This is a genomic window from Bradyrhizobium sp. 2S1, assembly GCF_011516625.5.
Classification (GTDB): Bacteria; Pseudomonadota; Alphaproteobacteria; order Rhizobiales; family Xanthobacteraceae; genus Bradyrhizobium; species Bradyrhizobium septentrionale.
This window is the reverse complement of the sequence record NZ_CP147717.1, coordinates 8286433-8306908: the sequence shown is the minus strand read 5'-3', so window position 1 is coordinate 8306908 and position 20476 is coordinate 8286433. Positions and strand designations below refer to the sequence as shown.

General features: G+C 65.1%; 22 protein-coding genes. 18 read left to right on the top strand and 4 right to left on the bottom strand.

Features of this window, described 5'->3' with window-relative positions; genetic code table 11:
• Positions 1-88: 88 nt before the first annotated feature.
• The gene (locus tag HAP54_RS39280; protein ID WP_166296325.1) at positions 89-1093 is read left to right on the top strand and encodes an inorganic phosphate transporter; all 1005 of its coding nucleotides are present in this window, start codon (positions 89-91) and stop codon (positions 1091-1093) included.
• A gap of 56 nt (positions 1094-1149) precedes the next feature.
• Here HAP54_RS39280 and sugE read toward each other — a convergent pair whose 3' ends face one another.
• Positions 1150-1464, bottom strand: coding sequence for a quaternary ammonium compound efflux SMR transporter SugE (gene sugE, locus HAP54_RS39275; protein ID WP_029083562.1), 315 nt, complete (start codon positions 1462-1464; stop codon positions 1150-1152).
• Positions 1465-1619: 155 nt separating this feature from the next.
• Here sugE and HAP54_RS39270 point away from each other — a divergent pair, with 155 nt between their 5' ends.
• A complete protein-coding gene (locus HAP54_RS39270; protein WP_166296322.1) occupies positions 1620-3236 on the top strand; it encodes a peptide chain release factor 3 in 1617 nt (538 codons plus the stop codon).
• A gap of 381 nt (positions 3237-3617) precedes the next feature.
• Here the strand turns inward: HAP54_RS39270 and HAP54_RS39265 are convergent, their stop codons facing one another.
• Positions 3618-4508, bottom strand: a complete 891-nt coding sequence (locus tag HAP54_RS39265) for a LysR substrate-binding domain-containing protein (RefSeq protein ID WP_210297479.1) — start codon at positions 4506-4508, stop codon at positions 3618-3620.
• A 99-nt stretch (positions 4509-4607) separates the two neighbouring features.
• On the opposite strand from HAP54_RS39265, the gene HAP54_RS39260 reads away from it, so the two are divergent.
• From HAP54_RS39260 to HAP54_RS39205, 12 genes are all read left to right on the top strand, one after another.
• Entirely contained in the window at positions 4608-5066 is a 459-nt protein-coding gene (locus HAP54_RS39260; RefSeq protein ID WP_166296319.1) for an amidase family protein, read from the top strand.
• A gap of 59 nt (positions 5067-5125) precedes the next feature.
• A protein-coding gene (locus tag HAP54_RS39255) for an IS3-like element ISRj2 family transposase (RefSeq protein ID WP_166204126.1) occupies positions 5126-6255 on the top strand; the annotation gives its coding sequence in 2 pieces (ribosomal slippage) (positions 5126-5378 and positions 5378-6255; 1131 coding nt in all).
• 148 nt (positions 6256-6403) lie between these two features.
• Positions 6404-7237: an amidase family protein gene (locus HAP54_RS39250; protein ID WP_166296316.1), complete on the top strand. Its 834-nt coding sequence runs from the start codon at positions 6404-6406 to the stop codon at positions 7235-7237.
• Positions 7238-7294: 57 nt separating this feature from the next.
• The gene (gloA, locus tag HAP54_RS39245) at positions 7295-7690 is read left to right on the top strand and encodes a lactoylglutathione lyase (protein WP_166296313.1); all 396 of its coding nucleotides are present in this window, start codon (positions 7295-7297) and stop codon (positions 7688-7690) included.
• Positions 7691-7790: 100 nt separating this feature from the next.
• Positions 7791-8402 carry a hypothetical protein gene (locus HAP54_RS39240; protein WP_166296310.1) on the top strand — a complete coding sequence of 204 codons (612 nt, stop codon included), beginning with the start codon at positions 7791-7793 and terminating at the stop codon, positions 8400-8402.
• A gap of 198 nt (positions 8403-8600) precedes the next feature.
• A complete protein-coding gene (locus tag HAP54_RS39235) occupies positions 8601-9185 on the top strand; it encodes an NnrU family protein (protein WP_166296308.1) in 585 nt (194 codons plus the stop codon).
• Positions 9186-9187: 2 nt separating this feature from the next.
• Positions 9188-10009 carry a 3-methyl-2-oxobutanoate hydroxymethyltransferase gene (gene panB, locus HAP54_RS39230; RefSeq protein WP_166296306.1) on the top strand — a complete coding sequence of 274 codons (822 nt, stop codon included), beginning with the start codon at positions 9188-9190 and terminating at the stop codon, positions 10007-10009.
• An 11-nt stretch (positions 10010-10020) separates the two neighbouring features.
• Positions 10021-11613: a class I adenylate-forming enzyme family protein gene (locus tag HAP54_RS39225; protein WP_166296304.1), complete on the top strand. Its 1593-nt coding sequence runs from the start codon at positions 10021-10023 to the stop codon at positions 11611-11613.
• A 157-nt stretch (positions 11614-11770) separates the two neighbouring features.
• Entirely contained in the window at positions 11771-12427 is a 657-nt protein-coding gene (locus tag HAP54_RS39220) for a tetratricopeptide repeat protein (protein WP_166296302.1), read from the top strand.
• A gap of 108 nt (positions 12428-12535) precedes the next feature.
• Positions 12536-13099, top strand: a complete 564-nt coding sequence (locus tag HAP54_RS39215) for a hypothetical protein (RefSeq protein ID WP_166296300.1) — start codon at positions 12536-12538, stop codon at positions 13097-13099.
• A gap of 140 nt (positions 13100-13239) precedes the next feature.
• Positions 13240-14625, top strand: coding sequence for a ribosome biogenesis GTPase Der (der, locus tag HAP54_RS39210; RefSeq protein ID WP_166296298.1), 1386 nt, complete (start codon positions 13240-13242; stop codon positions 14623-14625).
• A gap of 49 nt (positions 14626-14674) precedes the next feature.
• Positions 14675-15937, top strand: coding sequence for a TCR/Tet family MFS transporter (locus HAP54_RS39205; protein ID WP_166296296.1), 1263 nt, complete (start codon positions 14675-14677; stop codon positions 15935-15937).
• 53 nt (positions 15938-15990) lie between these two features.
• Here the strand turns inward: HAP54_RS39205 and HAP54_RS39200 are convergent, their stop codons facing one another.
• Positions 15991-16929 (bottom strand): hypothetical protein, encoded by a 939-nt coding sequence (locus tag HAP54_RS39200; RefSeq protein WP_029083552.1) that lies wholly within the window; start codon positions 16927-16929, stop codon positions 15991-15993.
• Positions 16930-17184: 255 nt separating this feature from the next.
• On the bottom strand, positions 17185-17568 hold the full coding sequence (locus tag HAP54_RS39195; protein ID WP_166296295.1) for a YybH family protein: 384 nt from the start codon (positions 17566-17568) through the stop codon (positions 17185-17187).
• Between the two features lie 203 nt (positions 17569-17771).
• Here HAP54_RS39195 and HAP54_RS39190 point away from each other — a divergent pair, with 203 nt between their 5' ends.
• From HAP54_RS39190 to HAP54_RS39175, 4 genes are all read left to right on the top strand, one after another.
• The gene (locus tag HAP54_RS39190) at positions 17772-18053 is read left to right on the top strand and encodes a hypothetical protein (RefSeq protein ID WP_166296293.1); all 282 of its coding nucleotides are present in this window, start codon (positions 17772-17774) and stop codon (positions 18051-18053) included.
• Between the two features lie 176 nt (positions 18054-18229).
• Positions 18230-18892 carry a TetR/AcrR family transcriptional regulator gene (locus tag HAP54_RS39185; RefSeq protein ID WP_166296290.1) on the top strand — a complete coding sequence of 221 codons (663 nt, stop codon included), beginning with the start codon at positions 18230-18232 and terminating at the stop codon, positions 18890-18892.
• Between the two features lie 229 nt (positions 18893-19121).
• Entirely contained in the window at positions 19122-19784 is a 663-nt protein-coding gene (locus HAP54_RS39180) for a DUF3313 domain-containing protein (protein WP_166296287.1), read from the top strand.
• 52 nt (positions 19785-19836) lie between these two features.
• Positions 19837-20403 (top strand): DUF2147 domain-containing protein, encoded by a 567-nt coding sequence (locus HAP54_RS39175; RefSeq protein ID WP_166296284.1) that lies wholly within the window; start codon positions 19837-19839, stop codon positions 20401-20403.
• Positions 20404-20476 lie beyond the last annotated feature (73 nt).

Genomic DNA, 20476 nt, shown 5'->3' with positions numbered 1-20476 from the left:
GTGTGATGCGGTTTTCCGGCGCGACAAACGCGGAACGCGTTTGCGCGGAGATCATGCTCAAAAAAGCACAATAGAGCGGGGCCATCACGTGGACGCCACGCTGGGTCTTCCGGTTCTCACCATCCTGATCGCGGTCGCGCTGCTGTTCGACTTCCTGAACGGCCTGCACGATGCCGCGAACTCGATCGCAACCATCGTCTCGACCCGCGTGCTGCGGCCGCAATATGCGGTGTTCTGGGCGGCCTTCTTCAATTTCGTCGCCTTCGCAGTCTTCGGCCTGCACGTCGCCAACACCATCGGCACCGGGATCATCGACCCGTCGGTGGTGGACGCGACCGTGATCTTCGCCGCGCTGGTCGGCGCGATCGTCTGGAACGTGATCACTTGGGCGCTCGGCATCCCCTCGTCGAGCTCGCACGCGCTGATCGGCGGGCTGGTCGGCGCCGGCATGGCGAAGGCGGGCATTTCGGCTGCGGTGTGGAGCGGGCTCACCAAGACCTTGCTCGCGATCGTGCTGTCGCCGCTGGTCGGCTTCCTGCTGGCGCTGGTGCTGGTGGCCGTCGTGTCCTGGCTCTCGGTGCGCTCGACGCCGTTCGCGGTCGATCGCGCCTTTCGCATCCTGCAATTCGCCTCGGCCTCGCTCTATTCGCTCGGCCATGGCGGCAACGACGCGCAGAAGACCATGGGCATCATCGCCGTGCTGCTCTACTCGCAGGGCCATCTCGGCGACACCTTCGAAATTCCGTTCTGGGTCGTGCTGTCCTGCCAGAGCGCGATGGCGCTGGGCACCTTGATGGGCGGCTGGCGGATCGTGCGCACCATGGGGCTGCGGATCACCAAGCTGACGCCGATGCAGGGCTTTTGCGCTGAGACCGGCGGCGCCGCGACGCTGTTCATCGCGACCTATCTCGGGGTTCCCGTATCGACCACCCATACCATCACCGGCGCCATTGTCGGCGTCGGTGCGGCACGGCGGCTCTCCGCCGTGCGCTGGAATGTGGCGAGCTCGATCGTCTATGCCTGGGTGATCACAATCCCGGCGTCGGCTGCGGTCGCCGCCGCGACCTATTGGGCGGTGCAGATTCTGAAGTAGCGTTTTCGAGCGAAGTGGAAGCCGGTTCGCGTTAAGAAAACGCGTCCAGAAGAGATTCATCCGACGAGCTTCAGCCCGACGATGCCGGAAACGATCAGGGCGATGCTGGCGAGCCGCATCGCGGTCGCGGGTTCGCCGAGCAGGATGATGCCGAGCGCCGCAGTGCCGACCGCGCCGATCCCGGTCCAGACCGCATAGGCGGTTCCAATCGGCAGCGTCTTCAGCGCAATGCCAAGCAGGATCACGCTGCCGGCCATCGCCGCGAGCGTCAGCACCGACGGCACCAGCCGCGAGAAACCCTCGGTATATTTCAGCCCGATCGCCCAGCCGATCTCGAGCAGGCCAGCGGTGAACAGAATGGCCCAAGCCATCACGAACCCTCCAGAAAAGGCAGGGTCGTCCCCGCTGACGGTATGGTGAGGAGAAGGTCGTCCTTCTCGTACCTATATGGGGATGGTGCGCCCGTCCGCATTGCGACAAAACGCCCTTGATTGCGCCCGTTTTCCCTGCCAAACGCTGCCCCGCCATGTCCGATACCGCTGCAACAACCGAATCGCCGTCCCGCTCGCCACTGTCAGAGGAAGTGGCGCGACGGCGCACCTTTGCGATCATTTCCCATCCGGACGCCGGCAAGACCACGCTGACGGAAAAGCTGCTGCTGTTCGGCGGCGCCATCAACCTCGCGGGTCAGGTCAAGGCCAAGGGCGAGCGCCGCAACACCCGCTCGGACTGGATGAAGATCGAGCGCGAGCGCGGCATCTCGGTCGTCACCTCGGTGATGACCTTCGAGTTCAACGACCTCGTGTTCAACCTCTTGGACACGCCGGGCCACGAGGACTTTTCGGAAGATACTTACCGGACGCTGACCGCGGTCGACTCCGCGGTCATGGTGATCGACGCCGCCAAGGGCATCGAGGCGCGGACGCGGAAGCTGTTCGAGGTGTGCCGCCTGCGCGACATCCCGATCATCACCTTCATCAACAAGATGGACCGCGAGAGCCGCGACACGTTCGACCTGCTCGACGAGATCGAGAAGACCCTGGCGCTTGACACCACGCCGATGACCTGGCCGGTCGGCCGCGGCCGCGACTTCCTCGGCACCTATGACGTCGTCAATGGCGGCGTGCGGCTGCTCGAGGGCGGCGGCGCCAAGACCGGCGCCACCGAGCAGATCGACATCGCCGATCTCGGCAAGCGCAACCCCAATCTCGACGTCGCCGAGGTCAGGGACGAGCTCGCGCTGGCCTCGGAAGCCTGCAAGCCGTTCGAGCTCGCGGCGTTCCGCGAAGGGCATCTGACGCCGGTCTATTTCGGCAGCGCGCTGCGCAATTTCGGCGTCGGCGACTTGCTCGAAGGCCTCGGCAAGTTCGCGCCGGCGCCGCGTGCGCAGGATTCGGATCTGCGCAAGGTCGAGGCAGCCGAGCCGCGCATGAGCGCCTTCGTGTTCAAGATCCAGGCCAACATGGATCCGAACCACCGCGACCGCATCGCCTTCGCCCGGCTGTGCTCGGGCAAGCTGAGCCGCGGCATGAAGGCCAAGCTGGTGCGCACCGGCAAGAACATGAGCCTGTCGAGCCCGCAATTCTTCTTTGCCCAGGACCGCTCGGTGGCGGACGAGGCCTTTGCCGGCGACGTCGTCGGCATTCCCAACCACGGCACCTTGCGGATCGGCGATACCCTGACCGAGGGCGAGGATCTGACCTTCGTCGGCGTGCCGAGCTTTGCGCCGGAAATCGTCCGCCGTGTTCGCCTGACGGATGCGATGAAGGCGAAGAAGCTGAAGGAAGCCCTGCAGCAGATGTCGGAGGAGGGCGTCGTGCAGGTGTTCCGCCCGCGCGATGGCGCACCGGCGCTGGTCGGCGTGGTCGGCCCACTGCAGCTCGACGTGCTAAAGGCGCGGCTGGATGCGGAATATTCTCTGCCGGTCGAGTTCGAGATCTCTGAATTCTCGCTGGCGCGCTGGATTTCCTCCGACGACCGCAAGAAGCTCGATGCCTTCGTCGCCGCCAACAATTCCGGCATTGCCGACGACGTCGACGGCGATCCCGTGTTCATGGCCAAGAACGAGTTCTATCTCGGCTACACCCGCGAGCGCGCCGAGGGCATCACCTTCTCCAACGTCAAGGACGTGAAGAAGGCGTAAGGCCCATTCCTCGGTGTCGTCCCCCGGCTTGACCGGGGGACCCAGTACGCCGCGGCCTCTCGATTGATCACAACCGTCTCTGGAATACTGGATCGCCCGGTCGAGCCGGGCGATGACAGTTGGGTTATGACGCGAAAAGCGCGAGGACGTGAAGAAGCGGGCGTAGTGTCGCCAAGCCTGCCGCTGTCGTCCCCCGGCTTGCCGCCTTCGCTAAAGCTTCGGCGTGCCTGGGATTCGTGGCCTCGTCGAAGCCTTGGCGTAGACGGGACCGGGGGACCCAGTACGCCGCGGCTTCTCAATGACACACCGCCGCCTCTGGAATACTGGATCGCCCGGTCAAGCCGGGCGATGACAGCGAGTTTGTTGCTACCCGGAGCGGCGCTACCGAGCAAGCGCTCGGTTCGCGCCGTGTAGGCTATCGGCCAACGTTTCGACCAGGATGGCCTTCAGTCGCTCGGCGGCGGGCGACAATTCCCGGCCGGCATCATGCAACGCCAATCGGATCGTTGGGGCAGGCGGGAGGCCGGAGGATTCGTGCAGCACCGTCAGGGAGCGAGGCAAACCGACGACCGTGCGCAGGGTAATGCCAAGGCCCGCATCGACGGCGGCCCATAGCCCGTGCAGGCTGGTGCTTGTGAACGATGTGTGCCAGGCGATGCCGGCCTTGTCCAAGGCATCGATGCTCGCCTGACGGAAGAAGCAGGGAGGGCTGTACACCACCAGCGATATCGGCTCGCTCGTCTTGATCACAGACTCTTTCGATACGGGGCCAATCCACGTCATCGGCAGCTCGGCCAATTGATGCGCATCGGCACGTGGACCGCCGCCAAATGCGATCGCAAGATCAAGCTGTCCCTTATCCAGCCGCTCGAGCAGCAGCGCGTTGCGCTCGACGACGACCTCGATCAAGACAGCAGGATGGGCGCGCTTGAAGTGCCCCAACACTTTCGGCAACCACGTCTCGGCGAGGTCGCTCGGCAAGCCAAACCGGACGGTCCCCGCGATCGCGATTCCCCGCACCGCGGCGATCGCCTCGTCGTTGAGATCGAGGATGCGACGGGCATAGCGCAGGATCACGTCGCCGGCTTCGGTGGGGACCAACCCTCGTCCTTCCTTGCGGAACAAGGCCTCGCCAACCTGCTCCTCCAGTTTCCGGACTTGCTGGCTGACCGCTGACTGAGACCGGCCGACCTGGTCGGCAGCGCGGTTGAAGCCACCCAGGTCCTGGGCAGCCACCAAAGTCCGAAGGATGTCCATGTCGAGGTTGCGCATAGTTCAGTTAAATGAAATTGTTGGATAAGGAATATTGGTTTTTCTTATCATATGTCCCGAGCTATTTCCAGTGGCAACGCCACAACTGGAAATCGCGCCATGGATGACCTTTCTCAGCTGACCGCAACGGACGCCACTCGCCGCATTCAAAGTGGCAGGTTGAAGCCGGCCGACCTTCTCGAAGCGTGCCTCGCGCGTATCGCCGATCGCGACCCGGCGGTCCGGGCGCTGGCCTTCCATGATCCGGATCAGGCGCGAAGTGCCCGCGCAAATCCAGGGCCGCTCCATGGCATCCCGATCGGGGTCAAGGATGTCATCGATACGCACGACATGCCGACCGAGCATGGTTCTCCGATCTGGAAGGCGTGGCGTCCGAAAGCCGATGCGGCCGCCGTCACTTGGGTACGCGCCGCCGGGGCCGTGGTGATCGGCAAGACGGTCACCGCGGAGTTCGCCATCCGCACGCCTGGTCCAACGGTTCACCCGCTGACGCTCGGGCACACCCCAGGTGGATCGAGCAGCGGCTCGGAGAGCTGGCTCCGCAAATTCGGACAGTAGCTTGAGTGGATTTTCTGCCTGACAGCGGCGAGGATTCTTGCCGCGAATCAGGAGCGAAGATGACGAAGAAGAGCCGCCGGATGCATTCTCCGGCATTCAAGGCGAAGGTTGCTTTGGCTGCGGTCAAAGGCGACAAGACGCTGGCGGAGCTGGCGCAACTGTTTGATGTTCATCCGAACCAGATCACGATCTGGAAAAACCAGCTCCTGGAAGGCGCCGCCGGCGTGTTTGGGCATGACAAGGCGTCGGCCGAGACGCCGGTCGATTTGAAGGCGTTACATGCCAAGATCGGCGAGCTGGCGTTGGAAAACGATTTTTTGTCCGGCGCGCTCACCAAGGCGGGCCTGCTGAGCGCAAAGCGATGATCGACCGCGGTCATGATCTTTCTATCGTGCGCCAGGCGAAGGTCCTGAAGCTGGCTCGCAGCACGGTCTACTATGAACCTCGGCCAGTTTCGGCCGAGGACCTTGCCTTGATGCGTCGGCTCGATGAGCTGCATCTCGATTATCCCTTCGCGGGAGCGCGTATGCAGCGATCGTTGCTGCGGCGGGAGGGCGTATACGCCGGTCGCCGCCACATCGCGACGCTGATGAAGCGCATGGGGATCGAGGCGGTCTATCGTCGCCCGAACACGAGTAAGCCGGCACCGGGTCACAAGATCTACCCGTACCTGTTGCGCGGATTGAAGATCGAGCGGCCCGACCAGGCGTGGGCAATGGACATCACCTACATTCCGATGCGGCGTGGCTTCGTCTATCTCGCGGCGGTCGTCGATGTGTTCAGCCGACGGGTCCTGGCCCATCGCGTCTCGATCACAATGGAGGCGGCCTTCTGCGTCGAAGCGGTCCAGGAGGCGTTGGCGAAGCACGGCAGGCCCGAGATTTTCAACACGGACCAGGGCAGCCAGTTCACCAGCCTCGAGTTCACCGATGTGCTGCTGGACGCGAAGATCGCCATCAGCATGGACGGCAAGGGCGCCTGGCGCGACAACGTGTTTGTCGAGCGGCTCTGGCGCACGGTCAAATACGAAGAAGTTTATCTCCGCGCCTACGACAGCGTGTCCGAGGCGCGAGCGTCAATTGCCAAGTATCTGGCCTTCTACAATCAGGGACGCCCTCACTCGAGCCTTGACGGGCGCACGCCCGACGAGGCTTACTTCGGCACGCAAGCTATGGTGATGGCCGCATGACCGTCGCCGACGATTTTGTCGTCGCTCTGGTCGGGCTACGCCCTCCCGACGCAACGACAAAATCGAAAGGCCCCGCGTTCAGCATAACCCGGCAGGAATCCACTTAAATCCCGCGGGGCGCTGTCCAAACAACCGGCGCCAGCTCTCGGTGGCGGGTGTTGCGGACTACTTCTTCCCGCTTGCATATGGGACGCAGGCGATGGGCAGTCTGATCAAGCCGGCCGCCTATTGTGGCGTGGTGGGTTACAAGCCGAGCTTCGGAGTGATCAATCGCGGCGGTGTGAAGCTGGTCGCCGAGACCGTTGACACGGTTGGCGTTGTCGCCAGATGCGTCGCTGATTGCGCGCTCTTGGTCGGGACCGTCAGCGGCCTGCCGCTCGGCGATCCTGATCGGAAGCCTGAACGCGCGCCTCGCATCGGAATATGCAGATCGCCGAGCTGGGACAAGGCGCTGCCCGAGACCCGCAAGCTTCTTGCTGACGTAGCGACGGCGTTATCGCGCGCGGGTGCCGTGGTCGTCGATCGCGAGCTGCCGTCAGCGTTCGATGCATTTCACACTGCATTCCCCAAGGTGCTCAATCGCGAGGCCGCTCAAGGGCTCGGCTGGGAGCTGGCGCATGCACGAGACCAGATCAGTTCGCCTCTCCGGCAGCAACTCGACGCAGGATTGGCCATTTCCCACGCCGACTATCTCGAAGCGGCGGAGACACTTTCGCAGCTGCGCCGCCGGTTTCCGGCGACGATCGAGGATCTTGATATTCTGGTCACGCCCGCCGCGACCGGCCAGGCTCCCGAGGGCCTCGCTTCCACCGGGGACTCGTCGTTCAATTCACTTTGGACCGCCTTGCATGGCCCTGCCATCACCGTTCCTGCTGGAGCCGGCCCCGAGGGGCTGCCGCTTGGAATTCAGATCGTTGCCCGACCCGGTGCCGATCGAGAAGCGCTCGCCTGGGCGCAATGGGTCGCTGCCGCTCTGGCCTGATGAACACTGCGCAGCCGCTGACCCTAGCCATCGAAAGATTTTCCAAAAGGACTAGCCATGAACAGAATCCTGTACACGATGATCCGCGTCGGTGACCTCGAACGAAGCATTTCGTTCTACAAGCAGCTCGGCATGACGGAGCTCCGGCGCCGCGATGTTCCGGAAGGGCGATATACGCTTGCGTTTCTCGGCTACGGCGAGGCGGCCGGTTCGGGACTCGAGCTGACATACAATTACGGCATCGAGACTTATGAACACGGCAACGCGTTCGGCCAATTGGTCATCGAGGTCCCGGACATCTACGACCTCTGCGGCAGCCTTCGCGCGGCCGGAGTCAAGATCAGACGGGATCCCGGCCCGGTCAAATTTGGCACGTCGATCATCGCCTTCGTCGAAGATCCGGATGGCTACAAGGTCGAGCTCATTCAACACGCGCGAGCCGCGTCAGCCTAGCATCGCAGCATGAAACACGCGCGGGGACGTGAACGCGGCAAGGCTTGAACCTGCCCGCCGCGTTTCACATCTTGGTTGGACCGCCTTCCAGGGCTCGTCCATGCTCCGACGCATCGCCATCTACCTCGTTCTTGCCGTGCTGGCCATCTGCCCTGTGGGCGTGGCCGGCGCGCAGGAAAGGCAACAGACCAACCCGGTGCCGTTCGCGCACACACCCTGCAGCGTGCTCGACGGCGGGCCCTGCACGCCGTCTTATTGCAGCGTGTTCAACCACGGCCCGTGCCTTCCCGAGATGGATTATCCGTACGGCGAAAATCTTCAGCTCACGATCCTGACCGTGCCGCCCGAGGGGCAAGCCCAGAAGTACCGCAAGCCGGACCATGATCTCGATACCATCGGCGATCTCTTCGCCGCGCTGCGTTCCTGCTGGGCGCCGCCGCCGCCCGACGACGCGCGCGAGGGCATGCAGATGTCGGTGCGCTTCAGCTTCAAGCGGACGGGCGAGATGATCGGCGCGCCGCGCCTGACATTCGCGACGCGGGGCGTCCCGACGGACACCCGCACGACCTACCTCAATGCCATCAACGCCTCGCTCGGCGCCTGCCTGCCGCTGAAATTCACCGGCGGGCTTGGCGGCGCGCTGGCCGGCCGCCCGATCATGATCCGCTATGTCGACAACCGCGAGTTCGGCAAGCAACCAGAGAGACCTTGAGGCTCGTCATTCCGGGGCGATGCGGAGCATCGAACCCGGAATCTCGAGATTGGTTTGCGCGCCCGACAACTTCGAGATTCCGGGTCTGGCCCTGCGGGCCATCCCGGAATGACGGAATATGGCGGTGGGGGTGATGCATTGCCTACCGCCCGGCGAAGATGTTACGCGAAGACACCAATCAATCAGGGGAGGAACATCGTGGGACTGCTCGTCATGATCCTGGGTCTCGTGCTGTTCCTCGGCATCCATGTGCTGACCAGCCTGCGCGACCTGCGTGCCGGCCTGATCAAAACGATGGGCGAGGGCGTCTACAAGATCGTTTATTCGCTCGCCGCCGCGGCAGGGCTGTTCCTGATCGTCTGGGGCTTCGGCCATTATCGCGCGACCGGATGGATCGACGTCTGGACGCCGCCGACCGCTTTCAAGCACATCGCGGTGGCGCTGATGCTGCCCGCCGTCATCCTGGTCGTCGCCTCCTATATCCGCGGCCGCATCTATACCACGCTGAAGCACCCAATGCTGGCGGGCGTGAAGCTGTGGGCGTTTGCGCATCTGCTCGCCAATGGCGACCTCGGCTCGATCATCCTGTTCGGCTCGATTCTCGGCTGGGCGGTCTATGACCGCATCTCGCTGAAGCGCCGCACGGATGCCGGCGCGCCGCCGATCCCGGTGGGCGGCCCAACCAACGACCTGATCGCGATCGCGGTCGGTGTCATCGCTTATCTGGCGCTTGCGTTTGCGTTCCACCCGGTCGTGATCGGCGTGCCTGTCATGGGAGCCTGAGAATGTCTGTTCAATCCGCCATCAAGCGCAAGACCGCGCCAGATCTGCGCGCCCGCAAGAACGGCGAGCCGATCGTGATGCTGACGTCCTACCACGCGCACACCGCAGCATTGGTCGACCGTCATTGCGACGCGATCCTGGTCGGCGATTCCCTCGGCAACGTCATGCACGGCTTCGAGACCACGGTGCCGGTCACGCTCGACATGATGATCCTGCAGGGCCGCGCCGTGATGCGCGGCTCGCAGGCGGCCCTCGTCGTGGTCGACATGCCGTTCGGCTCGTACGAAGGCTCCAAGGAGCAGGCGTTTCAATCGGCGGTGCGGATCATGAAGGAAACGCTGTGCGGCGCGGTCAAGCTCGAGGGCGGCGCGCGGATGGCGGAAACCGTTGCGTTCCTTTCCGAGCGCGGCATTCCCGTGATGGGCCATATCGGCCTGACGCCGCAGTCGATCAACACGCTTGGCTCGTTCCGCGCCCAGGGCCGCGAGGAGACCAACTGGGCGCCGATCGAAAACGACGCTCACGCGATCGCGCAAGCCGGCGCGTTCTCGATCGTGGTCGAGGCGGTCGCCGAGCCCTTGGCGCGCAAGATCACGCAATCGATCGCCGTGCCCACCATCGGCATCGGCGCCAGTGCCGCCTGCGACGGCCAGGTGCTGGTGCTGGAGGACATGCTCGGCCTGTCGCCGCGCGCGCCGAAATTCGTGCGCCGCTACGGCAATCTCGGACCGATGATCGAGGAAGCCATCGCGGGCTATGCGCGCGATGTGAAGAGCCGCGCCTTCCCGGGGCCGGAGCACGTCTACGGCATGAAGAAGAGCTGACGAGGGCGCGCATGGACTGGTCGCAACACGCACTGCCGCCGATGCGGCTCGAGCCGCGCTTCGGTGACCGCGTCGTGCCGGCGTTCCCGGAACGGCCGGGCAGCCTGTGGGCGATGGTCACTGAGGCCGTCGCGCAGAACGGCGACGGCGAGGCGCTGGTCTGCGGCGATCAACGCCTGAGCTGGCGCGAGGTGGCCGAGCAATCGGCGAAGGTTGCGGCGGGCGTTGCCGCGCTTGGTCTTGCGCCCGGCGACCGCGTCGCGATTCTGCTCGGCAACCGCATCGAGTTCGTGCTGACGATGTTCGCCGCCGCCCATGCCGGGCTGGTCACGGTGCTGCTCTCCACGCGCCAGCGGAAGCCCGAGATCGCCTATGTGCTGAACGATTGCGGCGCGACGCTTCTGGTCCATGAGGCATCGCTTGCCGATCGCATCCCGGACGCTGCCGATATTCCAGGCCTCAAGCATCGCATCTCGGTCAGCGACGACGGCGCGTCGCAATTCGCTCGTCTGCGCGACAATGCGCCGGCCGAGGCGCCGGCGGAGGTGAGGGAAGAGGACACCGCGATGATCCTCTACACCTCGGGCACCACCGGCCGGCCGAAGGGCGCGATGCTCGCCCATTGCAACATCATCCACTCCTCACAGGTGTTCGCGTCGTGCCTGAAGCTAACCAAGGATGATCGCTCGATCGCCGCGGTGCCGCTCGCGCATGTCACCGGCGCGGTCGCCAACGTCACCACCATGGCGCGCTGCGCCGGTGCGCTGATCATCATGCCGGAGTTCAAGGCGGCGGAGTATCTCAAGGTCGCGGCGCGCGAGCGGGTCACCTACACGGTGATGGTGCCGGCGATGTACAATCTTTGCCTGATGCAGCCGGATTTCGACAGCACCGACCTGTCGAGCTGGCGGATCGGCGGCTTCGGCGGCGCGCCGATGCCGGTCGCCACCATCGAGAAGCTCGACGCAAAAATTCCCGGGCTGAAGCTCGCCAATTGCTACGGTGCGACCGAGACCACGTCGCCCTCGACCTTGATGCCGGGCGAACTGACCGCGGCCCATATCGACAGCGTCGGTCTGCCGTGTCCCGGCGCCGAGATCATCGTGATGGGGCCCGACGGCCGCGAGGTGCCGCGCGGCGAGATCGGCGAGCTCTGGATCCGCAGCGCCTCGGTCATCAAGGGCTACTGGAACAATCCGAAGGCGACCGCGGAGAGTTTCACCGCCGGCTTCTGGCATTCCGGCGATCTCGGCTCGGTCGACGCTGCTAACTTCGTCCGCGTGTTCGACCGCCAGAAGGACATGATCAACCGCGGCGGCCTGAAGATCTATTCCGCCGAGGTCGAGTCGGTGCTTTCAGGCCATCCCGCCGTGGTCGAGAGCGCGATCATCGCAAAGCCGTGCCCGGTGCTCGGCGAGCGCGTCCACGCCGTGATCGTGACCCGTACCGACGTCAACGTGGAGAGCCTGCGCGCCTGGTGTGCCGAGCGTCTGTCGGACTACAAGGTGCCGGAGACGATGGCGCTGACCGCCGAGCCGCTGCCGCGCAATGCCAATGGCAAGGTGATCAAGCGCCAGCTGCGCGAGAGCCTGGCGGGGGCGTGAGCCCGGGGCAGGACAAACTTCCCCGGTTAACGCTTTGATCCGCCTCGCTTTGCCTTGCCTCCGCCACACCGTTAGGGTAACGCCGCCGCGATGTGGGGATCGGGTGCGGGCATGGCCCACCGAGATTCACGGTCCCGAGGGGATGGGATAGCCTTAAGTGTCTGAATTATTTGACGAAGTCGACGAGGAAGTCCGTCGCGATCAGCTCAAGAAGCTGTGGGACAAGTACTCGATCTTTATCATCGCGCTGGCGATCCTGGTGGTCGCCGGCGTCGGTGGCTGGCGTGGCTACCAATATCTCGAGGCCAAGAAGGCGGCCGAGGCCGGTGCGGCGTTCGATCGCGCGGCCGAGCTGTCCGAGCAGAACAAGCACGCCGAGGCTGAGGCTGCCTTTGCCGACCTCATCACCAAGGCGCCGTCCGGCTACCGCAATCTGGCGCGGCTGCGCATGGCCGCCGAGGTCGCGACCCGCGACCAGCCGGCCGCCGCGAAGCTCTACGACGAGATCGCAGCCGACCGCAGCGTCGGTGGTCCCGAGCAGGATTTGGCGCGGATCCGCGCCGCGCAGATCCTGATGGAAACCACGACCTATCCGAACATGCTGCAGCGGCTCGAGGCGACGGCCGCGGCGAAGGATCCGACCTTCCGCCACTCCGCGCGCGAGCTGCTGGCGCTGTCGGCCTTGCGCGCCAACGATGCCACCGCCGCGCGGCAATGGCTCGAGCAGATAGCCAATGACGGCGAGACGCCGCCGAGCCTGCGTTCGCGCGCCGAAGCGCTGCAGGCCTTGTTGCCGCCGGTCGCCAAGAGCTGAGGAGGCATGATCCGCAAAAGTGGGAACCGGTTTTCCCTCGCGACAAACGCGAAGCGTTTGCGCGGAGATCATGCCCAGACGAACCCGAGTTTGAGTGAGAGATCGACCATGCGCCGCTCGCAACGCCTGATCGCAGCCGCAGTTCTCATCGCGCTTTGCAGCGTCTTGGCGGGCTGCGGCGGTGGCGGTATGGCCAATTTCGATCCGAGCGACCTGCTCGACTTCCTCGACACCAAGAAGAAGCTGCAGGGCGACCGCAAGCCGGTATTCCCGGAAGGCGTGCCCGGCCTCGAGCAGGGCGTGCCGAAGGAATTGTACAAGGGCTCGCAGCAGGAACAGCTCGACCAGCAGAACGCCGCGGCAGCAGCGGCCCAGGCGGCTCCGCCGCCCGAGCCGCCGAAGAGCGCCAAGAAGAACGCCAAGGGTAGGGCGGCGCCGGCCGCAGCCCCCGCGGCGGATCAGGCGGCGGCTCCCGACGCTGCGCCGGAGGAGGGCGCGCCCGCCGCGCTGCCGCCCGAGCCGAAGCCGAAGAAGATCGTCCGCCGCCGCGCCACCGCGCCACCGGCCGACGACCAGCAGGCGCAGCCTGCGGCGCCGGCCCAGACCCAGACCTCGCAACAATCCGGCGGCGGCTTCCCCGCGCCGGTGCCGAGCGGCGGCTTTACACGCTAACCGTTAAGCTGAGTTCCACCTCGCCCCGCTTGCGACGAAGGGGCAAGGTGCCCGATCATTTGCTTCGACCGACCAACATTCCTGCTGTAGTTCTTGCCAGCACCTTGACCCGCGCGTCGCAGACCGCGCCTGGATGATCCATGTCCTTCACCATCGCCATTATCGGCCGGCCCAATGTCGGAAAGTCGACGCTGTTCAACCGGCTGGTCGGCCAGAAGCTCGCGCTGGTCGACGACGAGCCCGGCGTCACGCGTGACCGCCGCGAGGGCCAGGCCCGGCTCTACGATCTCGACTTCACCATCATCGATACCGCGGGTCTCGACGAGGGCGTCAAGGGCTCGCTGACGGCGCGGATGCAGGAGCAGACCGAGACCGCGATCGAGCTCGCCGACGCGCTGATGTTCGTGATCGACGCCCGCGTCGGCCTGACGCCGACCGACCGCGCCTTCGCCGACTTCGCCCGGAAAGCCAACAAGCCGGTGGTGCTGGTCGCCAACAAGGCCGAGGGCAAGCATGGCGAGATCGGCGCGATGGAATCCTACGCGCTCGGCCTCGGCGATCCCGTCCAGATCTCGGCCGAGCATGGCGAGGGCATGGGCGATCTCCACGAGGCGCTCAGTGCGTTGATGCCGGAGTCTGCCGAGGAGGAGGAAGAGGAGATCGAGGGTGTCGAGGATTGGTCGGACGAGGAGATCGCGCAGCGACCGATCCGGGTTGCGATCGTCGGCCGGCCCAACGCCGGCAAGTCGACGCTGATCAACCATCTGCTCGGCGAGGAACGGCTGCTGACCAGCCCCGAGGCCGGCACCACGCGCGATTCGATCGCGGTCGAGATCACCTGGCAGGGCCGCCAGTTCCGCGTGTTTGATACCGCAGGCCTGCGCCGTCGCTCGCGGATCGAGGAGAAGCTGGAGAAGCTCTCGGTCGCCGACGCGCTGCGCGCGGTGCGCTTCGCCGAAGTCGTCGTGATGATGATGGACGCGCAGAACAGGTTCGAGGAGCAGGATCTGCGGATCGCCGACCTGATCGAGCGCGAAGGCCGCGCCATCGTGCTCGCGGTCAACAAATGGGACCTCGTCGAGCGCAAGCCCAACCAGATATCGCAACTGCGCACCGATGCTGACCACTGGCTGCCCCAGGTCAAGGGCGTGCCTGTTGTCGCCGTCTCCGGCCTGATGGGCGAGGGCATCGACCGCCTGATGATTGCGATCCAGGAGGCCTATGCGGTCTGGAACCGGCGCTTGCCGACGGCCGCGCTCAATCGCTGGTTCGAGCAGGCGATCCAGGCCGCTCCGCCGCCGGCGGTCTCGGGCCGCCGGTTGAAGCTGAACTACATCACGCAAGTGAAGGCGCGCCCGCCGAGCTTCGTGCTGTTCTGCTCGCGCGCCGACGCGATCCCGAGATCCTATTTGCGCTACCTCACCAACTCGCTGCGCGAGACCTTCGATCTGCCGGGCACGCCGGTTAGGATCACGTTGCGCGAAAAGGCCAACCCGTTCGCCCACAAGCGCAAACGCCCGTCATGAGCGGAGAGGTGGCGCTTAGCGTTTTCGAGCGAAGTGGGTACCGGTTCGCGTGACGAAAACGCGTCAAAACGAGAATGACGCAGCGGACGCGCCGCAGGCGCGCGGTGCCGCCGTCATCTTCATCTTCGTCACCATCCTGCTCGACACGCTCGCGCTCGGCGTGGTCATCCCGATCCTGCCGAAACTGATCGAGAGTTTCGTCAACAACGACACCGCGAACGCCGCGCGCATCTTCGGGCTGTTCGGTACGATCTGGGCGTTGATGCAGTTTTTCTGCTCGCCGATCCTGGGTGCGCTGTCCGATCGCTTCGGTCGCCGGCCCGTGGTGCTGTTGTCGAACTTCGGGCTTGCCGCCGACTATGTGGTGATGGCGCTCGCGCCGACGCTGGGCTGGCTGTTCATCGGCCGGATGGTCTCGGGCATCACCTCGGCGAGCATCTCGACCGCATTCGCCTACATCACCGACGTCACCGCGCCGGAGCAGCGCGCCGCCGTGTTCGGCAAGATCGGCGTCGCCTTCGGCGCGGGATTCATCCTCGGGCCGGCGCTGGGCGGTTTGCTCGGCCAATTCGATCCGCGGCTGCCGTTCTGGGTCGCAGCCGGCCTGAGCTTCGCCAACGGCCTCTATGGCCTGCTGATCCTGCCGGAGTCGCTGCCTGCCGGGCGCCGCTCGCCGTTCCGCTGGCGGAGCGCCAATCCTGTCGGCGCATTGCATCTGTTGCGCTCGAACCGGGTGCTCGCCGGGCTGTCGCTGGTGAATTTCTTCGCCCAGCTTGCCCATGTCGTGCTGCCGTCGGTGTTCGTGCTCTACGCGACCTATCGTTATGGCTGGAGCACCGGCACCGTCGGCGCGACGCTGGCGCTGGTCGGCGTCTGCGCCATGATCGTGCAGGGTGCGGCGATCGGCCCGATCGTCAAGCGCTTCGGCGAGCGCAAGACGCTGTTCCTCGGCCTCGGCTTCGGCGCGGCCGGTTTCTTGATTTTCGGTGCGGCGCCGACCGGCCATTGGTTCTGGGTGGGCATTCCCGTGATGGCGCTGTGGGGCGTCGCGGGCGCCGCGACCCAGGCGCTGACCACGCAGCTCGTTGCGACAGATCAGCAGGGCCAGCTGCAGGGCGCGACGTCAAGCGTGCAGAGCGTCTCGCAGCTGATCGGCCCGTTCCTGTTCACGCTGACATTTGCGTATTTCATCGGCGATAGTGCGCCGCTGAAGATGCCCGGCGCCCCGTTCTATCTGGCGGGCGCGCTGCTGCTGCTCGCGCTCGCGATTGCATGGCGTTCGACGGCGAAGGCGCCTGCGCAGGGTGGGTGAGTTAGTTCGGCCGAAGGCCTCACCCGGCCGACGCGCGCGCAGTCTCGGCGTGGTCAGGTCGCGTGCTCGATCTTCCGGGTCAGCGCGGCCGCTTCGGCGTCGGCCTGGCGCATCGGATTGAAGCTTGCGTCGGCCTTGGTGAGCGCCGCATAGAAAGTCCCCTGCTGCGAGCGAAGCCAGCCCATCAGCAGTCGCGGCGACGGCGTCAGGTTCTTGTCGAGGAACGACGCCGCATCGATCGGCGCGCCGGCATAGTCGAAGATCGACTGCCGCCGTTCCGAGCGATAGACCATCTGTACGACACTGGCGAAGAACTCCTCCATATTGCGATAGCTGCCGCTGACCGGCGCCTGAAAGGAAAGTCCCTTCGCCAGCCGCGCGGCATGCACCAGCTCATGCAGCAGTGCATCGTCGGCGCCCATCGGCTGATCGTCGAAGCGCTGCGCCGTATAGAACATATAGACGCCTGTCCCCGCACCGGTGGCCGGATAGGTGAAGTCGAGACGACTCCACTGCGTGCCCTTCAGCATGCCGTCGAGCTGCGGCTGCAGCGCCGCGGGTGGAACCGCGGGATTGGCCCGCCAGGCGGCGATCATCTCCGGCGTCGGCATGATCACAGTCGCCTCGGTCGCGGCCGCCGTCTCGGATTTCCACTGCCCCGAGGGCAGGAAATCGAACGGAAAGATCGTCACCTTGTGCGACGGCTTGCGGCCGATTTCCGCAAGCACGGCGCGGCCAGTGGCGCGCTTGGGGATGAGATCCAGCTGCGCCTTCACGGTGCGCTCATGATGGCCCTTCATGTCCTGGTAACGGGATTCCAGCGCCATGACGTCGCGATAGATGCCCTGCTCGTTGGGCATGCGCAGCGGGCCCGGCTGGTACAGCGCCAGCCAGTCCAGCCGATGCGGATAGCCGATGACGATGTCAGGCGCCGCCGCATACGGCGTTTCCTCGATCGGCCTCGTGATTGCGAATTTGGGTCGATTGGCCATCTGTCCAGCTCCCGTGTCGAGCTCCCGTGTCGAGCTCGGGCTTGGCCGCCCCTTCTCCTCGGTCGCCCCCCGGGAGGAGCGGGTTCACGCCGTTAGGCAAAATAGCTGTCGGCCACATCACGACACAAAATGCCGAAAGCTTGCGGAACGATGTGTGCGTCGCGCGCTCCATGCTGGAGCCGTTGGATGCAATGTGATCCGTCACACTGAGAGGATCTGAGGCAATTTCCGGCCAGGCACGAGTGAGGGCACACATCAATCCGTCGCGGGCACCGAATGGTGCTCGTGCGTGATGCGCCAGCCGTCGCCGACCTTGCGCAATCCGATCGTCAGCCTGAACTGGAAGGTGGCATCGGGCGGGCCGCAGCGCATCACCGCAGCCGCGAAGGCGACATCCTCACCGGCCGTGATCGCGATCTCCTCGATATCGAAGGCGTAGCCAGGGCGATTATATCTGAAGAACAGATCCCAGGTCTTGCGGTATTCATCCAGTCCACGTGACAGCAGCGGCGGCGGCACGTCGAACATCACGATGTCCTGATCGTGATGGGCGAGCACGCCGGGATAGTCGTGCCTGCGGACGGCGTCCGCCCAGGATTCGATGAGTGCCCTGATTTGGGTTGTCTGGCTTTGTGACATCGCTCGCATGCTCCAAGTGCTGGCTGATCGATGCTTCGAGGACGAATGCGCGGGCGGCTATCCGACAGGCCGATGCGCCCGATCGGCCGAATCTGGCGGATTGCGCCATTTTGCCCATTTACAAACCATCCGGTTGGTTTGTATAGAGGTTGGTATTCTAGACGCGCGCCTCGCCCCGGGGCCGCGCCGGCAGGAGAAACAGGGTGAACGACGAGGCCGTTGATATCTGCGATGAATTGAGCCGCTTCAGCGACACGCAGGCGGCGCTGCTGACGTCGCGCGGCCTCGTCTATCTCACCGACCTGAAGCTCGAGGGGAACAGGCACGGCACGATCGTCGCCGCCAGTTATGCCGATGCAGAGTCTGTTGCCCGCGCGCGTGGTCGAGGGGAAAGGGTCATCGGCCGTATGGCGCACGGTTTCCTTCACGGCCTGCGTCGCTGCTTGCTGCAGACGGTTCGCGGCACCGTACGCGCGTGCGCGTGAGCGATCAGATAGCGCAATGATCGATTCGTTCGCATGATGCGCCACCCCGATGCCGACGCCGGCATTCCGGGTACGTCGTTCGCGCTGCCTGGCAGAATCGGATGCAGCGCTTGAGATTGACCGAGGCCGCTGAGATACTGTGCGCTCAAGCGACTCCTTCCTGAGTAAGTAACCGCATGGATAATCCTTCTCGCTCGGAACGCTCCCGCAACGCCGCACTCGAGGCCGCGATCACCATCGTGACGCGCGATGGTCCGGGGCGCCTGACGCTGGACGCGATCGCGCGCGAGAGCGGGCTCAGCAAGGGCGGCGTGATGCATCAGTTCCGCACCAAGGAAGCGGTGCTGCGCGCTTTGCTCGAGCAGCAGATGGCGCATTTCGAGGAGTTCTCGAAGCGCTACATCGAAAAGGCGCGCGAGACCACGGACCAGCCCGAACTCGCGGCGCAGATCGCCACGCTGCGGGAGGCGATCTCAACGCCGCGAGCCGGGGCGTTCGCGCTGCTGGCGGCGATGAACGAGAATCCCGAATTGATGGCGATGCCGCGCGATGTCGACGTCCAGAAGATCGCGCTGATGAAGGCCGAGGCGCGCGATCCCGATCTCGCGCTGCTGCGCTGGGCGGCGGCGAGGGGGCTGCTGCTCAGTTCGTTGTTCGGCCTGTCATCATTGAGCGATGCCGAGCGCGATCGCCTGTTCGAGCGATTGCTCGATGACAGCAAATGGGCTCCGATCGAGCAGGGCGCGACGGCGGCTGCAAAGCCGGCCAGGACGGTCGCGGCGCGCGCGGCATCGCAGGCTCCGGCCGCAAAGCCGGCCGCGGCCCGCAAGCGCAGCTGAATCTCGCTGATAGCCCGGCGCTTCGAGCGCCGCATTTTTCTGATGCGTTTCCTGCGATTGCAACTTTACAAACCAACTGGTCGGTTTTATAGTTCGTGGCACTGAGGCAAGATCTGGCGGCGCCGGGACGGCGAGCCAGATCGGCAGTGGCGGCCGCAGCCGCACTTTCAGCCCCGGACGCGGCTGCGGCCGAGCTGCTTTTTCCGCTAGCTCGGATGAGGAGACTGGAATGGAGAGCTCGATCGCCGCGCGCGGTCTGGGAGCGATGGCGCTTTGCGTCATCGCAGCAGGATGTGCCGCCGTCACGCCGGTGGCTTATTCGGAGGTGGCCTCGTCGGCCTACATGACGCCTGACACGTCGGATTCTTCCGGCCGTGTGCCGTATCGCTATGCGCCGCCGGTCGACTGGCGGAGCTACAACAAGGTGATGCTCGATCCGGTCGTGGTCTATCGCGGCGCGGATCATCAGTTCGGCGACATGTCCGACAAGGACAAGGAGACGCTCGCCGCCTACATGCAGACCCGCTTCGCCGACAAGCTGCGCGGCCGCTTCACGCTGGTGAACACGCGCGGGCCGAACACGTTTCGGCTGCGGCTGACGCTGACCGGCGCTGTTGCCAACACGCCGGTGCTCGGCACGCTGTCGCGGTTCGATCTGGCCGGCGCTGTCTACAACGGCGTCCAGGCGGCGCGCGACGGCGAGGGCACCATGACGGGCTCGGTGATCTACGCCGTCGAGATGTTCGACAGCGCGACCTCGCGGCTGCTCGGCGCCTACGTCAGCAAGCAATATCCCAACGCCTACGACATCAAGGCCAGCGTCGGCGATCTCGCCGCCGCCACCGCCGGCATCGACAAGGGTGCCGATGCCTTCATGGCGCAACTCAAGTGAGGCGCGCGTCGCGCGTCCTTAAAACCATCCCGGCAATGAAAGGTCCTCTGCCATGAACTTTCTGGTTCGCATGTTTCTGCGCAGCCTCGTCGCTGCCTTGCTGATGAGCTCGACCGGCCGCGCCGAGACGATTGCTCCGGTCGATCCCGGCGGCACCTGGTTGACCGAGGACGGGCGCGCCCGCATCCGTCTCGAGCGCTGCGGTGTTGCACGTGACCGCATCTGCGGCTTCATTGTGTGGATGAAGGATCCGCTGGATCCACGCGGCCAGCCGTTCCGCGACAGCTTCAATCCCGATCCCGACAAGCGAACGCGCGCGCTGCTCGGCCATCAACTGATCCTGGGATTGAAGCTGACGCCAGAGGGCCGGTTCGACGGCGACATCTACAATGCCGAGGACGGCAAGTCCTATTCGGTCTCGCTGTGGCGCGACGCGTCCGACCGGCTGAAGCTGAAGGGTTGCCTGCTCAAGCTGCTGTGTCAGACCCAGACCTGGACCCAGACGCTCGACGTGCAGGCTGGACAGCTCGTCGGCCTGACCGGCGATCCCGGCGGCCCACGCGCCGACAGGGAATGGGCGTCGTTGCCGCCACCGGCGAGGAAGGCAGCCGCGAAGTGATGGGGGTGGAGCGAGTCATTCCGGGGCGCGCAAAGCGCGAACCCGGAATCTCGAGATTCCCCGGGGCGCAATT

Coding starts and splice junctions, on each gene's coding strand:
- HAP54_RS39185 (WP_166296290.1), top strand. CDS start 18,230: ATGGATAATCCTTCTCGCTCGGAACGCTCCCGCAACGCCGCACTCGAG.
- HAP54_RS39195 (WP_166296295.1), bottom strand. CDS start 17,568: ATGTCACAAAGCCAGACAACCCAAATCAGGGCACTCATCGAATCCTGG.
- HAP54_RS39225 (WP_166296304.1), top strand. CDS start 10,021: ATGGACTGGTCGCAACACGCACTGCCGCCGATGCGGCTCGAGCCGCGC.
- der (WP_166296298.1), top strand. CDS start 13,240: ATGTCCTTCACCATCGCCATTATCGGCCGGCCCAATGTCGGAAAGTCG.
- sugE (WP_029083562.1), bottom strand. CDS start 1,464: ATGGCTTGGGCCATTCTGTTCACCGCTGGCCTGCTCGAGATCGGCTGG.
- HAP54_RS39270 (WP_166296322.1), top strand. CDS start 1,620: ATGTCCGATACCGCTGCAACAACCGAATCGCCGTCCCGCTCGCCACTG.
- HAP54_RS39180 (WP_166296287.1), top strand. CDS start 19,122: ATGGAGAGCTCGATCGCCGCGCGCGGTCTGGGAGCGATGGCGCTTTGC.
- gloA (WP_166296313.1), top strand. CDS start 7,295: ATGAACAGAATCCTGTACACGATGATCCGCGTCGGTGACCTCGAACGA.
- HAP54_RS39265 (WP_210297479.1), bottom strand. CDS start 4,508: ATGCGCAACCTCGACATGGACATCCTTCGGACTTTGGTGGCTGCCCAG.
- HAP54_RS39200 (WP_029083552.1), bottom strand. CDS start 16,929: ATGGCCAATCGACCCAAATTCGCAATCACGAGGCCGATCGAGGAAACG.
- HAP54_RS39260 (WP_166296319.1), top strand. CDS start 4,608: ATGGATGACCTTTCTCAGCTGACCGCAACGGACGCCACTCGCCGCATT.
- HAP54_RS39215 (WP_166296300.1), top strand. CDS start 12,536: ATGCGCCGCTCGCAACGCCTGATCGCAGCCGCAGTTCTCATCGCGCTT.
- HAP54_RS39240 (WP_166296310.1), top strand. CDS start 7,791: ATGCTCCGACGCATCGCCATCTACCTCGTTCTTGCCGTGCTGGCCATC.
- HAP54_RS39175 (WP_166296284.1), top strand. CDS start 19,837: ATGAACTTTCTGGTTCGCATGTTTCTGCGCAGCCTCGTCGCTGCCTTG.
- panB (WP_166296306.1), top strand. CDS start 9,188: ATGTCTGTTCAATCCGCCATCAAGCGCAAGACCGCGCCAGATCTGCGC.